Source organism: Bradyrhizobium sp. NP1, from assembly GCF_030378205.1.
Taxonomy (GTDB): domain Bacteria; phylum Pseudomonadota; class Alphaproteobacteria; order Rhizobiales; family Xanthobacteraceae; genus Bradyrhizobium.
This window is the reverse complement of the sequence record NZ_CP127385.1, coordinates 1677082-1690354: the sequence shown is the minus strand read 5'-3', so window position 1 is coordinate 1690354 and position 13273 is coordinate 1677082. Positions and strand designations below refer to the sequence as shown.

Below are 13273 nucleotides of genomic sequence, written 5' to 3'. Positions count from 1 at the left end.
CGCTGACTCGGGCGGTTCCGAGGTCGGCTGCGGTCGGACAAGCGGCTGCGGTGCCATGGGGTTGGCCTGTCAGGATGGGGGATCTATTCAAGAGCCGCGTTGGCGGACGCGGCGCGCTGCAGATAGTTGACGACGGCAAATTCCGAGGCCGGATCCGTTATCGTGTTGGACTTGAGAAGCGCCGCGTATTCCGTCGCGGCGTCCCAATAGTCCCAGTCAGCCAGTTGCTGCGCCACGAACCCGGCCATTGGTGGGCGCTGCCTGATGAAAGCTCGGTACGCCTGGATCACACGCTGGCGGGGCACGGTACGATTCGCATCGCCGTGAACGTTGAGCGCAAGCAGGGCGGCCTCGATTTCCGGCATGGTCCGGCTGCGATCGGCAAAATACATCGCTTCGACCCAGCCAACGCGGGATGGCCCGCGCAATTCGAGGTCCGCGCCAATCATCGCGGCGAGGTTCGTGGCGTCGTGAGAGCTCCATGCCGCCTCGATGTGCTGCTCGAGCCGCGCGGCATCGGCCGGACCGCCGACGAAGCCAAGCAGGAGAGTATAGGCGGCATGGCGTGAGGCGAGTCTTGGATCGCCCAGCCAGCTCACAACCGTTGCTGCATCGATCCGCGATCTCGCAACGTCCATGATCGCATATGGGGCGCGTGCCAGCTCGCCCCATGCGATCTGGGCAGCCAGCGGATCGGGGTTTTCGAGGTAGGGCAGAACGAGCGCAACACGTTGACGCCAGCCGGCGTAGCTGAGCGCGGACGACGTCTGCATGTTCGACGGCCAGGTAGGCCGTGGACGGTCACCTTTGACCAAAGCGGTTGCAGCGAGTTGTCGCAGCCAATCCGCATATTCAGCCCGGATGGTGCCGAGACTGGTCCATTGCGAAGCAAACGGGTCGCGAACGAGCAGGCATGGATCAGAGCCCGGTGCCATTGCCTCGCCGAGGCCCGTCGGCGGGTCCGCGATGATATCGCCGACGGCATCTCTGCCCTTCACGACCTCGACAATCCGGAAACGAGTCGCGCCCGCGAAAGGCACGGCCAGCACCGCTCGATCTGCCATATCCAGGCGCTGGCCGATGGTCACCATTTGGCGAGCAGCTTCATAGCAGAGCTGGCATGCCACTGCGGCCGCTGCAGAGATCAGGAGGAAGAAGGCGGCCAGCGTACACTTCAGCCGCCTCGGAGCGAGAGACCGCGGCAGTCGAATCAACATCGATGCCTCCTCAGCGCAGCACCGGCTTACCCGGCAACGGACTGAGTTCGGGCACTGCCGGGATGATCTCGTAATTCGCGAAGCCGAACTCGTTGCTGCGGGCGCCGTAATACTTGTCTCCCAGTTTGTAGGCGGTGACTTCGATCGGCGTGCCGGCGATCACGGTGACGATCTTGCCGTTGTTGACGTAATAGGGCGAGGGCGTGCCAAGATAGCTGGCCCCCGCCGGATCGCCGACGGCGCTCGGCTGGACAACGCCACGGCCGGCGTGATCGATCAGGCTCTGACCCTGATTTTGGGCGAGTTTTGACGTCACGTACGTCGGATCGATCGGCGTGAGCGTTTGCGTGGCATTGGCAGTCCCCGACGCGCTATATGTAATCTTGAACTTCGTGCCGGTCACATTGTTTTGCAGCCACGGGGACTTGTCGACGATCAGCGCCTCCAGCTGAGCATCGTTGAGGGCAACCGCCCCCTGTTTCTTGAGATCGTCAACGGTGGGACCAGCCTTGGCGACTTTCCGCGCTTCGGCGGTCGGGCTGTACCAGATCGGGGAGCTCCATGCCCGCTCCTGGACGGTTGCCGCCACCACGGCGGGCGGCGCGATGCCGAGTTGCGCGGCCTGGATCGTCGTCCAGCGCGGCGTCGGAATCTCGAGCACGCGGGCGTAGTAGAACGCCGGAACGCTCGGATCGAACTCAGGATCGGTCCACACGGTCTTCAGTTCGACGGCGCCGCTGCTGTTCGTGTAGGTGGCTTTTTCGACGTCGACCGTGCTTGCAATCGGTGGCACGCGACCTGTCCACTTGTCGGGCTCACGGTCACCCGCCCAGGCAACATCGAAGACTTTCTCGAAGCTCTGACCGCTCTTGGTCCAGCCCTTGATGATCTGGATGCGGTCGAGATTGCCAGACGTGGGATCCTTGACTGCCCACACCGCGAATGACGGTGCCTTGTCGCCCGCGGGCATGGGGGTCAGGTCCCCACCCATGGGCACGCCCTGCGCATAGGCGGCCTTGATCCAATCGCGGTCCTTGATCCATTCCGGCACGAACTTCCAGAACGCGCGCCGCTGCTCGGCCGTCGCTGTCTCGGAATAATTCCAGCCGCCAAAGAAGCGGACCTTGATGTGCGGGCCGCTGACCGCGAAGGTCTCCTTGCGCTTCATGGCGTTGAAGATCGACTCGCGGGTGTTCTCCTCCGCCCACACGCCGGTGAGCCCGGCGGGGCCTTCTTTGCGCACATCGAGGCCGGCGAACAGATTTCCCGACATGCGGGTCTCGATGGTTCCGTCGGCGATACCGTGCGCCCCGAAGAAGTTGTCCTGGCGATAAGGCACCCCGGTGTCGTGCGAGTCAGACGCGGCGCCGAAACCGAACCTGTAGGGATTGAAACCCTTGGTGTCTTCGAGTGCGAGCCCATCCTTTAGAGCCTGGCGGGCATAGCTGCCGATGACATGCGGAATGCGGCCGGCTGGATCGCCGAGGAGATAAGTGAGGATCTCGAAGTTGGCGAACTCGTCATTGGGTGAGAGCAGAGGATGGGTTTCCGATTGCCCCTTGATCTGCTTGATCTCGACGAGCGGCTCATTGCGGTTCCGGGATTCTGCATAGGCTCTGTCGATCGGCCGTCCCTTTAGGTCGACGTCGGTCGGATACATGCGGCCATCCGAGAGGTTGGCGTTATGCGAGATTGCGAGAAGTTCGTTGCCCGCCTTGCGTTGGCCATCCATCCAGGTCCACAGGTCGGTCGGGTCAGGCGAATCGAGCGAACTGAACGGCATCGCCGGCACATGGGCGCAATCCTTGAAGAAGACATTGCGGTGGAGGTTCATGTTGTTCGGCATGGATGTCCACTCATAGCTGCAGAAGGCGGTGAACTTGCCGGGTTCATTGGCCTTGTCCGCGAGTTGGACGTTCTGTTCCCAGACCGTGTGCGCGATCTCGGGACTCGCGAGCGCCTTGACCGGCGCGCCACCGAGCAAGTTGGCGCCGTAGAGGTAGACTCTTTGAACCTCTTCTGGGCTGTTGTTCTTGAGGATCAGCGGCGCCGCGGCTGGCAACTTGCTAATCGGCGAACTGGGATCATTGGCCAACTTCATCACGCCGACATATTCGGAGTGATCGGTGACGCCCGCGAAGTCGAGCGGCGTCTCGATCTTGATGTCGAAGCCGAGTGGATGCTTGATGGTCTCGCCCTTGAAATATTTGTAGGCATCGCCGGGATCCGTCACCCGATTGCCGAACAACCACGCATCCAGCGACCAGCTGGTGTGGACGTGCGTCTCGCCAAAATACGCATCGCGGAGAGGGTTGCCCTGGGCTAACGCTGATGATCCGGATCCCAAGAGCAGCGCCGAAGCGAACACAACAACCGTCGTTCTTGGCATGTCGAGGTCCTTTCCATTGAACGGTCCCTGCCGCGAGATTAGCCGGTTGAGCGGACCCGCACCATGCAATTTCGGCACGAAGCCCCCGGGCGAAGCTTCGCAGGACCTTCATCAATCCGGACCGCGCAGACACGCCAATGCTCTTGAAAGCGAATATCAAGATGACCGCATTCTCCGCTATGCCGCCGAAAGCGGAAGTAAGTTCAGAGAATTAGCGGCTCCGCGACGGCCGTTGCGGGTTGATGGTACGGCCGTGGATGTGATTCAAGCTCCGAAACCGGAGCCTCGAATCATGCGCTACGAACTCAGCGACTGCGAATGGGCCACCATCAAACCGATGCTGCCGAACAAGCCGCGTGGCGTTTCCGCGTGTAAATGACCGTCGCGTGTCAATGGCATCTTTTGGGTTCTGCGATCAGGTCGCCGTGGCGCGACCTGCCAGAAACCTATGGTCCCCGCACCACTTGTTACAATCGCTTCGTGCGCTGGCGGCGGGCTGGCGTCTGGGACCAGATCATCGATGCGCTGGCCGCCGGTCATGATGCGGCGGTGCAGATGATCGATACCTCCGTCGTGCGCGTGCACCAGCACGGAGCCCGCGTCGCGGACAACAATCATCAAGATATGGGCCGCTCACGAGGGGGCCTGACGAGCGAGATTCACGCCGTGGTGGACACCAACGGCCTGCCAGTCCATCTCGCCCTCACGCCCGGTGAAGCACACGACAATCGGTTGTGTTCGGTTCTCCTCCGCGCGTTGCTCCCACAAACGATGTTACTTGCGGATCGAGGATACGACGCGGACTGGATCAGGGAGCTTGCACGCCAGCAAGGAGCATGGGCGAATATTCCGCCGAAACGAAATCGTAAAGGCCCGATCTGCTTCAGCCCGTATCTGTATCGTGCGCAAAATCTCGTCGAACGGTTCTTCAACAAGATCAAGCAATGTCGGCGTGTCGCGACCCGATACGACAAACTCTCCGCCAGCTATCTGGCGTTCATCAAGCTGGCATCAATCCGCATTTGGCTGCGCGCTAACGAGTCCACGCCCTAGAATGCTTTGCTCAATGTGAGAGTTGCCGCTTTTGACCCTGAGCGGAACCGGCCCGTCATCGCGACGCCGTCACTTCCGTCCTGTCGCGACCAGCAGGGCATCACGTTCAAGCGCTGGCATGGCGCGCACGCGGCGCCTGCCGATGAAGCGCATGGCAGCAAATCCGATAAGGAAGACCATCGCCTTGCTCACGACGCCAAAAATCGGCATGACCAGGGCCCACGTCGCCACGCTGCAGGTCAGCGCGACGAACGCATTCACCATAGCGGAGAGGAACATCAGGCCTGCCCAGGCGAAGCCCAAAACCACGGCGACGTCCGGCACGACCGTCCTTGCGATGTCCGGTAAATAGCGATTCATCCAGCCAGGCTTGAGCATCACGACACCGACGATCGAATAAATCACGGTTGGCTTGAACAGCACGAAGCGCGGATCGTCGGTAAGCAGCGTCGCGGTGCCTGTAGCGACGACCAGAAGGAGGCTCAGCCACTCCATGGTGTCAATCGGTTTTCGACGGACGAACTGGGTCCCGATCTGCGCCAGGCCCAGCGCCATGCCGAAGCTAACCGAGAGGATTGTGTTGTGCGTCAGGAGAAACAGAACGAGAAAGAGAATTGTCGACGCCAGGTCGAGGAGCAGTAGTTTGGCCGCGTTGAGGAAATCTCTCATTGGCCGTTGAGCTCCGCTCCGGTTGGCAGCGCAAGCGTGGCACAAGTTTTCGATGACGTTGCGCGGGAGACGAGACGCGCCAATGATCTCCGGGACGGTAGCAAGCTGTAAAAATCGCGGACCAATAGGATCGGCCGTCGCGCCGTCACTGCGCGCCCGAGCCGCCCGCCACGATCCTCTCGTTCAGCTTCTGATCGACGGTCTCGACCGTGCGATCGATCTCGGCGTTGGGCATGCCGAGCTGATGCGAGATCAGCTTCACCAGGAGGTCGACCCGCTCGATGAAGGGCGCGCCACCGGCCACCGCACGGGCCGCCGACGAGGGCTTGAGCAGGCTTTCCGCCGCCTTGGCGTATTTCTCGAAAGGCACCTGGTCCCCGGGGTCGGCCCCCAGACGCCGGGCGATGGCGTCGACATGGTCATAGATCGATCGCGAGAGCGTCAGCTCCTGGTGCACGGCGTCGCGGATCGACTGCGGCTCGTGCGGCGTGATGCAGCGGTAATTCCCGGTCAGAAGCATCGACCATTTGGCGAGCGGGACGAACAGCGAATCGAACACCTTGAGCTTCACCGGAACGTCCTGGCCATCGAGCTTCACCGCGTCGATGTCCGCCTCGAGCTCCCGAAGCAACCTGTTATGTTGCTCGTCGGCAAATGCCGCCGCCTTGAAGTTTGTCGGCAGGCCGACATGAAGCACATTCGCCGCCTCTTCCGGCGGACGGAACGCCTGCGGATCAGGCGAGCAGAGCGACACCAGTCCCGGCTCGAAGCGTTCCCATACCTGGGCGTTGGTGTAGGCCTCCTCGAGGTCCATGTCGGCCAGCGCAGCGATCCGCTTGAGATAAGGCAAGGGCGGCATGTTCATGATCGAAAGACAAGGCAGCTTCGCCTCGGCGATCCTGATCATGAGCACCCGGATCGTGTGGTTGGTGTATTGCGGCTCCTGCATCGCGAGACCCACCAGGTCATAGCGGGAGAGGTCGACGTCCGCGGGCGTCGCCGCGTCGAGCTTGCCGGGCAGGTTGCGCGAAAAGATCGCCCGGTGCACCGCCTCGTCGCGCAGCTTGATGCGAACCTCAGTGCCGTCGCGATTGATGAGCTCCGCCGTCTTCTTGCGGCAGACCAGCGTCACGTTGTGACCCGCCATCAAAAGCTTCGTCGCCAGCAATGAGCCGTACGAGGCTCCGAGGATCAGGATGTTGCGCGCCATGCTCTCTCTTTCACAGACTATTTCGCAAACTATCGCTTCACAATTTTCTTCAACGCCCCGACTTGCGCAAGGCTGAAAATGTCCGCCTTGGAATCTCCGCCTGCGCGAAGGAGCGGAGCGGCCGTTACGTCATGGGAGGATTAGCCGGTTTCGCAGCAGCGCGGCGTTCAACGCAGATCGAGGCGCGAAACGCAGCGAGCAAAGGGGAAACCGCTACTCCCCCCATGCCGCGAAGGCGTCGTTGAAGGCGCGCTCGCCCGGGGCGCCCTTCTCGATCGCGATGATGGCGCGGCGCTGGTTGGCATAGACCAGCGGCACGTCGAACCAGGAGCGCTCCTTCAGGAGCTGGATGTTGCGCGAGCGGTCGGCTTCCACATTGGAGAGGCCGACCAGGAAGAAGCCGTCGGTGACCTTGACCGCGAGGCCGGCAAGCGGCGTGCCGCGCGCCTGCTCGTTCGACTTCATCAGGATGCCCGGCACGTTGGCGACGCCGCCGCCCGAGAAATCCGGCGGCAGGATGAAGGTCAATTCCGCGGTGTGGCTCGCCGGCAGCGAGGAATCGGTATTGCGGCGGAACGACATCGTCATCTTGAACTTGCGGTCGGGAATCTCGATGTCGGCGCGCACCGCGATGTCGCCGGCCTGGCCGCCGCTCGCCTTGATCGGTTCGGTGCGCCAGATCACCGAGCCGACATATTGCTTGCCCTTGGGATCGGAGGGATCCTCGTCATACAGCACGACGCGCTGCGCGACCGGCGCGACCTGCTCGGTCGACGAAGGCTGGCCGACGCGATCCGGGATCTTCGGCTTCGACAGCGGCGTCGCCGCGTCCTTCGGCGCCTCGACCACGGGCTGCGACTTGAACAGGCCGCTCACGGTCGAGACCGCTGAGCGGCCCCACAGGATGGCGGCGCCGACCAGGATCAGGACGATGCCGATCGCGATCGCGCTCTTGAACGGGAACACCGCGGCCGCGCGGGCGCGCTTCTTCGGCTCGCGGTCGGCGTCGCGGCCGATACGCGCGCGCGGCGCCGGCGGCAACGGCGGCGGCGCGTCCATCTGCTCGTCGTAGCCGAAAGGCGAGTCCGACTCGCCGGCCCGGTCCTCCATGCTCGGCTCGAGCCGGTCGAACTCCGGCGAAGGCGACGGCACGTTGGCGTAGGTGCGGCGGGCGGCGCGGTTGGCCTGCGCGGCGGCGCGGCCGAGGTCGTCGGCGTCAGCGGTGATGTCGCGAAAACCGCGCACGCCCGGCGCCGGCGGCAAGGGTGGCGGCGCGCCCTCGTTGCGGCGTCCTCCGGCAGGCCGCTCGCGGGCCGGCGGCGGCAGCAGCGGCTCCTCCATGCCGATCTGCGGCTGGGCCGGCGGCGGCCGCATAGCAGGCGGCGCACCTTCGGGGCGGAAGTCGCGCGGCGGGCGCGCAGCGGCGCGATCGCCATTGCGGTCGTTGCTACGATCCGGCCCACGCTCGGGTCCGCGCTCTGGTCCACGTTCTTCCTGGCCGAGCGGCGGACGCGGCTCGCGCGATGGCGGTGCTGCCGGCGAGGCCGGCGGGCGCGGCCGCGCCGCGGGCGTGGACGGCGCTGCGCCGTCGGCGGGGCGCACATTGGCGCGGCGGAAGGCGTCGCCGCCGCGCGCGGCGCCGCCGCCGGATCGCGCGTCGCGGGCGCGCTGGGCGGCTTCCGATTCCACCTTGCGCACGGCTTCTTCCAGCGACAGCCGCTCGCGGGTGATCTCGGATTCGGACAGCGGCGGCTGCACGCTGCGCAGTTGCGCGATCAGGGCCGCACGCGCCCGCTCATACAACGCGCGCCGGCTCTCGCCGGAGGCGTTGGGATCGAGCCCGGCAATGGCACGGGCGATCAGCGGGTAGTAATCAGCCATTTCGACTCAACTACGCGTTCTCAGGTAATATCTCGTTAAGCCTCGAACGGGTTCTGGACCAGGATAGTATCCTCGCGTTCGGGGCTCGTGGAAAGCAATGCAATCGGACAGCCCACCAGTTCCTCGACTCTGCGCACATATTTGATCGCCTGGGCCGGCAGATCCGCCCATGAACGGGCGTTGGCGGTCGGCTGCTTCCAGCCCTCGATGGTCTCGTAGATCGGCTGCACCCGCGCCTGCGCGCCCTCGCCGGCCGGCAGATGGTCGATCTCCTTGCCGTCGAGGCGATAGCCGGTGCAGACCTCGATGGCGTCGAAGCCGTCCAGGATGTCGAGCTTGGTCAGCGCCAGGCCGTTGATCCCCGAGGTGCGCACGGTCTGGCGCACCAGCACCGCGTCGAACCAGCCGCAGCGCCGCTTGCGCCCGGTGTTGACGCCGAACTCCTTGCCGCGGCGGCCGAGCTCCTCGCCGATCTCGTTGGTCAGCTCGGTCGGGAACGGGCCCTGGCCGACCCGGGTGGTGTAGGCCTTGCAGATGCCGAGCACGTAGCCGACGCCGCCGGGCCCGAGCCCGGTGCCGGTCGCCGCCTGCGCCGCCACCGTGTTCGAGGAGGTGACGTAGGGATAGGTGCCGTGGTCGACGTCGAGCAGCGCGCCCTGCGCACCCTCGAACAGGATGCGCTTGCCCTCGCGCCGCTTGATGTCGAGCAGCCGCCACACCGTCTCGGCATAGGGCAGAAGCTTTGGCGCCAGCGCGGTCAATTCCTTCAGGATGCCGGCGCCGTCGATCTCATCGAGGTTGAGCCCGCGCCTGAGCGCATTGTGATGCGCCAGCAGCCGGTCGATCTTGTGCGGCAGCGTGTCGAGGTCGGCAAGGTCCATCAGGCGAATCGCGCGGCGGCCGACCTTGTCCTCGTAGGCAGGGCCGATGCCGCGCCGCGTGGTGCCGATCGCGGTCACCGCATTGCCGGACTCGCGCAGGGCGTCGAGCTCGCGATGCAAGGGGAGGATCAGCGTGACGTTCTCGGCAACGCGCAGATTGTCCGGCCCGACCGCGACGCCCTGGCCCTTCAACTTGGTGACCTCGTCGAGGAAGGCCTGCGGATCGAACACGACGCCATTGCCGATCACCGCGAGCTTTGACGGCCGCAGCACGCCGGACGGCAGCAGCGCAAGCTTGTAGGTCTCGCCATTGATCACGAGCGTGTGGCCGGCATTGTGGCCGCCCTGGAAGCGGACGACGATGTCGGCCTGCTCGGACAACCAGTCGACGATCTTGCCCTTCCCTTCGTCGCCCCACTGGGCGCCGACGACGACAACATTGGCCATGCCAGAACTATTCCCTCTGCAACAATTGCGTCAAACGCGCATGATCCGTCGCGGAAAGCCGTCTCTCCACCTTTCGGGATCACGCTGCCGCCGCAGCCCATCCACGGCCCAAGGCCGCCCGCATGCGAGGCACGTCCAACCCGATAAAGGAAGGCGTGCGGCGACGCAAGCAAGAAGGGCCTTTGAGGGCCCCTCCGACTATACTCCAACTCATTGATATCCCCGGAATATTTGTGTCGGTTCGATGGCGGCGGCCAACCGGGATGTTACGGCAGGCGCCCTGCCGGTTACGGCGCCGCCGGCAGGGTGGTTTTGGCGGCGACGGCGCGGATCTGGCGGCGCTGCACCAGCGCCGCGAAACAAAGCGCCAGCGGCACCACCGCGGCGAGCAGCGCCGCGGCGGCGACCAGCCCGGCCGCCGGCGTGCGCCAGTGGTCCTGCAGGCGGCCGACCGCGGACGGCCCGATGGCCATCAGCGCGTAAAAGCAGGTGTAGAAGATGCCGAGCCCGACCGAGCGCTGGGCCGGCTGCAAGACCTGCGCGGGCAGCGACAGGATGGCCCCGGACAGGGGGCCGACCGCGATCCCGAAGGCGAGGCAGGCCAGCGTCGGTGCCCGGTCCGCCGCGAACAGCGCCAGCGCGCCGGCCCCGGCCAGCGCGCACACGGTGGTGGCGCCGATCGGCCGCCCCAGCCGGTGCACGAGATAGCCGCCGGCGGGGATCGCCAGGATCGTGAACCAGATCGACAGCGAGGTCAGCGACGCCGCCAGCGCCGGCGTGACGCCGCGCGCCGTCATCAGCAGCGGCGCATAGCTGAAAAACAGGATGCAGGCGAGGTTCATGGCGCCCCAGGCCAGGCCGATCACGATGACGGGCGCGAGCACCCTGCCCGGCATGCCGCCGCGCTCCGGCGCCGTCGCCTCGGCGGCGCGAGCCACCGGAACCAAGGCGAAAGCACCGAGCGCGGCGGCCGCCGCGAGCGCCCCCGACAGCATCACTGCGGGCCACCCCCACACTTGCGCGACCATGGCCTGGATCGGCAGGGCCACCATCGCACCAAACGGCCAGCTCATCTGCAGGATCGACATCGCCAGCACGATCTCGCGGCGATCGAACCAGTCGGTGACCATCTTGGTCGCGACCAGCACGACCATGGTGCCGCCGATGCCGCTGGCGATGCGCGCAACCAGCGCCGGCCAGAAGCCGCCCGACAGCGCCAGCGCCAGGCCGGCCACCACCATCAGCGCGAGGCCGGCAAGGCCGATCGCCTTGTCCTGACAGCGCTGGCCGATCATGCCCGCCGGGAAGGCGACGACGACGCCCGGCAGCAGGTAGGCGCCGATCAACAGCCCGATCTGCGCGTAGTCCAGCGCGAGATCATGCATCAGGAAAGACGCCGACGAGCCGACCGACTGGAACTGAAAGCCGGTCGCCGCGCGGGCAGCGAACAGGATGGCCAGCACGATCCAGCGCGGCTCTGCCATCCCGCGCCCCCTCTAGTCCGCCTGCTCGCCGGCCGCGAGGCTGACGCTCACGATGTCGGACAATTGCGACAGCTCCTCCTCCGAGACGTCGTGCAGCGTCATGCGCAGCTCCATGATGGCGAGATCGACCAGGTGGCCGGCCAGCGAGCCGCCGGCGGACACCATGATGTTGCGCTGCTGGATCAGCACCGGGATGACGTTGCGCAGCCGGTGAGCGCTAAACTCGTCCATGCCGCTGTCCTCTGAAGCTGCGCGGCGAGGTCGCGACCATCCAGTGCCTGACGGTCGCGACGCCGGCGAACAATTCCATCGCGCGGGTGGCGCCGTCGTGCACCCCGCGCGCGTCGACGTCCGGGCGGCGCCGGCTCACCGAGGCATCGTTCAGGAACGTCACCTGGTGGCCGCGATAGGCGGCATCGATCGCGGTCGCGAGGCAGGTCTCCTCCGCGATCAGGCCGCCGATCGCAAAGCCGCCGGCGCGCGAGGCGACGTCGTCGAACAGGCAGTTGCCGTAGCACGAGGGCTCGTCGCGCTCGAACACCATGTCGGAGCGCTTCGGCTCGAGCCCCGCGATCCAGGCCGCCGAGCGCCCGATCAGGCCTGCGGCCTCGGCATGGCGGGTGAAGGCGATCGGCAGCCCGAGGCTGCGCGCATGGGTGATCGCGGCCATGCAGTTTTCCAGCGAGCGAGCGAGGTCGAAGCCGCGCTCTCTCGCCAGCGTCTCGTAATTGTGCTCCTGCAGGTCGACCATCACCAACAGGCGACTGTTGGAGGCACCGACATAGGCGCTCAGGTCAATCACCTCGCTCATCGCGCCGCCGCCTGGCAAACGCCGCGGTTCGCCGATTTCTCGAGGATGCCCGGCTTGTCCCAGCGGCCCTCGGGCCGGATCAACACATAGGGATCGTCGTCGAGCGTGATGCTCTGCGGATGCTTCTCGGTCTCGAGCTTGACCTCGACATAGTCGAAATCCGAGAACACCAGCTCGCGCTTGCCCATCCGCTTGAAGCCGCGCGATTCCCACACCTTGAGGAAGCGCTTCTGCGAATGCGCGTAGAGCACGCTGTAGCCCTTCTTGCGGCAGAGATCGATCGCAGCATCAAGGATGCGGCCGGCGAGGCCGGCGCCGCGGCCTTCATGGCGCACCGCGAGCCGCTCGAGCTTCGCGAAGTCGGCGAAGTAGCGGATGCGCATGCAGCCGACCGGCTCGCCATCCTTGTGGCAGATCAGATGCGTGGCGGAGAAATCGTTGCCGTCGAACTCCTCCTCGAACGGGCAGTGCTGCTCGGCCATGTAGATGGCGGCGCGGATCGCGATCACGCGCGCCATCTCGTCCATCGAGCGCACCACCTCCACCGTGACCGGATCGTGGTCGGCGGGCTGCAGCGGAATCTCGGCGGCGCGGTCGAACATCTGCAGCTTCGGGGTGTAGAGGCCGTCGTAATGCGCGCCTGGCGAGAAACCGAGCGGCTCCAGCACCCTCAACCCGCCCTTGGTGACGGGCCGCGAATAGATGTTGACGCCGCGGTAGAGGGGAGCAGAGAATTTCTCCAGCACCAGCGGAATGCCCGCCGCGATCATGCCCTTGGCATGGATCGCCCAGACATAGATGCCGGCCGGCCGTTCCGACTGGCGCGCGACATAGCAGAGTTCCGGCTTCTTGGTGTTGAGCCGGCCATCAATCAGCCGCCGCGTGCCCTCATGGGTGAGCGGCAGCACCGCAAGGAAGCCCTCGCCCTTCGGGCTTGCGATGTTGAAGCGGTCGCGCCGGGCGATCGCCCAGAACGTATCGGGGTTGTGATTGGCCACCGTCTGGAACATCTCGTTCGACGTAAGACCCGGGATGTCCTCGCGCGCGGCATCGACGAGGGAGCCGATGCTGGCTGAATCGACGTTGAAGATGAGGGTGCGCCGGGCGAGCTGCAGCGCGGTCATCCGGTCGAGGGAGAAGGTCGGCGCCCGGTCCTGCGAGGTCCGTCCGCCAGCCGTCTTGCGTATTAAGCTGAGGTCGAGAGCGGTCATGTCGTCGTCTCTTGGTTGTG

The 13273-nt window shown here is 65.4% G+C and carries 10 protein-coding genes and 1 pseudogene; 1 reads left to right on the top strand and 10 read right to left on the bottom strand.

Annotated elements, in window-relative coordinates; all coding sequences use genetic code 11:
- Positions 1–83: 83 nt before the first annotated feature.
- Both QOU61_RS08050 and QOU61_RS08045 read right to left on the bottom strand, forming a co-directional pair.
- Complete coding sequence (locus tag QOU61_RS08050; protein WP_289657578.1) at positions 84–1217, bottom strand: hypothetical protein; 1134 nt, start codon at positions 1215–1217, stop codon at positions 84–86.
- A gap of 10 nt (positions 1218–1227) precedes the next feature.
- Positions 1228–3606, bottom strand: a complete 2379-nt coding sequence (locus tag QOU61_RS08045; protein WP_289657577.1) for a DUF3604 domain-containing protein — start codon at positions 3604–3606, stop codon at positions 1228–1230.
- Between the two features lie 292 nt (positions 3607–3898).
- On the opposite strand from QOU61_RS08045, the pseudogene QOU61_RS08040 reads away from it, so the two are divergent.
- Positions 3899–4659, top strand: a pseudogene (locus QOU61_RS08040) (IS5 family transposase).
- Positions 4660–4728: 69 nt separating this feature from the next.
- On the opposite strand, the gene QOU61_RS08035 reads toward QOU61_RS08040, so the two are convergent.
- The 8 genes from QOU61_RS08035 to QOU61_RS08000 all read right to left on the bottom strand — a co-directional run bounded on the left by QOU61_RS08035 (position 4729) and on the right by QOU61_RS08000 (position 13253).
- The gene (locus tag QOU61_RS08035; RefSeq protein ID WP_289657576.1) at positions 4729–5328 is read right to left on the bottom strand and encodes an inner membrane-spanning protein YciB; all 600 of its coding nucleotides are present in this window, start codon (positions 5326–5328) and stop codon (positions 4729–4731) included.
- A 145-nt stretch (positions 5329–5473) separates the two neighbouring features.
- Positions 5474–6538: a ketopantoate reductase family protein gene (locus QOU61_RS08030; protein WP_289657575.1), complete on the bottom strand. Its 1065-nt coding sequence runs from the start codon at positions 6536–6538 to the stop codon at positions 5474–5476.
- Positions 6539–6751: 213 nt separating this feature from the next.
- Complete coding sequence (locus QOU61_RS08025) at positions 6752–8419, bottom strand: hypothetical protein (RefSeq protein WP_289657574.1); 1668 nt, start codon at positions 8417–8419, stop codon at positions 6752–6754.
- Between the two features lie 35 nt (positions 8420–8454).
- Positions 8455–9747, bottom strand: coding sequence for an adenylosuccinate synthase (locus QOU61_RS08020; RefSeq protein WP_289657573.1), 1293 nt, complete (start codon positions 9745–9747; stop codon positions 8455–8457).
- A 287-nt stretch (positions 9748–10034) separates the two neighbouring features.
- Complete coding sequence (locus QOU61_RS08015; protein WP_289657572.1) at positions 10035–11231, bottom strand: MFS transporter; 1197 nt, start codon at positions 11229–11231, stop codon at positions 10035–10037.
- Positions 11232–11243: 12 nt separating this feature from the next.
- Complete coding sequence (locus QOU61_RS08010; protein ID WP_289657571.1) at positions 11244–11462, bottom strand: hypothetical protein; 219 nt, start codon at positions 11460–11462, stop codon at positions 11244–11246.
- Positions 11449–12042: an isochorismatase family protein gene (locus QOU61_RS08005; protein ID WP_289657570.1), complete on the bottom strand. Its 594-nt coding sequence runs from the start codon at positions 12040–12042 to the stop codon at positions 11449–11451. Before QOU61_RS08005 ends, QOU61_RS08010 begins: the two co-directional genes overlap by 14 nt.
- Positions 12039–13253, bottom strand: a complete 1215-nt coding sequence (locus tag QOU61_RS08000) for a GNAT family N-acetyltransferase (RefSeq protein ID WP_289657569.1) — start codon at positions 13251–13253, stop codon at positions 12039–12041. The genes QOU61_RS08005 and QOU61_RS08000 overlap by 4 nt, the downstream gene beginning before the upstream one ends.
- Positions 13254–13273 lie beyond the last annotated feature (20 nt).

Excerpts from the sequence above, each read along its gene's own strand:
- QOU61_RS08050 (WP_289657578.1), bottom strand. The coding sequence starts at position 1,217 with ATGTTGATTCGACTGCCGCGGTCTCTCGCTCCGAGGCGGCTGAAGTGT.
- QOU61_RS08045 (WP_289657577.1), bottom strand. The coding sequence starts at position 3,606 with ATGCCAAGAACGACGGTTGTTGTGTTCGCTTCGGCGCTGCTCTTGGGA.
- QOU61_RS08035 (WP_289657576.1), bottom strand. The coding sequence starts at position 5,328 with ATGAGAGATTTCCTCAACGCGGCCAAACTACTGCTCCTCGACCTGGCG.
- QOU61_RS08030 (WP_289657575.1), bottom strand. The coding sequence starts at position 6,538 with ATGGCGCGCAACATCCTGATCCTCGGAGCCTCGTACGGCTCATTGCTG.
- QOU61_RS08025 (WP_289657574.1), bottom strand. The coding sequence starts at position 8,419 with ATGGCTGATTACTACCCGCTGATCGCCCGTGCCATTGCCGGGCTCGAT.
- QOU61_RS08020 (WP_289657573.1), bottom strand. The coding sequence starts at position 9,747 with ATGGCCAATGTTGTCGTCGTCGGCGCCCAGTGGGGCGACGAAGGGAAG.
- QOU61_RS08015 (WP_289657572.1), bottom strand. The coding sequence starts at position 11,231 with ATGGCAGAGCCGCGCTGGATCGTGCTGGCCATCCTGTTCGCTGCCCGC.
- QOU61_RS08010 (WP_289657571.1), bottom strand. The coding sequence starts at position 11,462 with ATGGACGAGTTTAGCGCTCACCGGCTGCGCAACGTCATCCCGGTGCTG.
- QOU61_RS08005 (WP_289657570.1), bottom strand. The coding sequence starts at position 12,042 with ATGAGCGAGGTGATTGACCTGAGCGCCTATGTCGGTGCCTCCAACAGT.
- QOU61_RS08000 (WP_289657569.1), bottom strand. The coding sequence starts at position 13,253 with ATGACCGCTCTCGACCTCAGCTTAATACGCAAGACGGCTGGCGGACGG.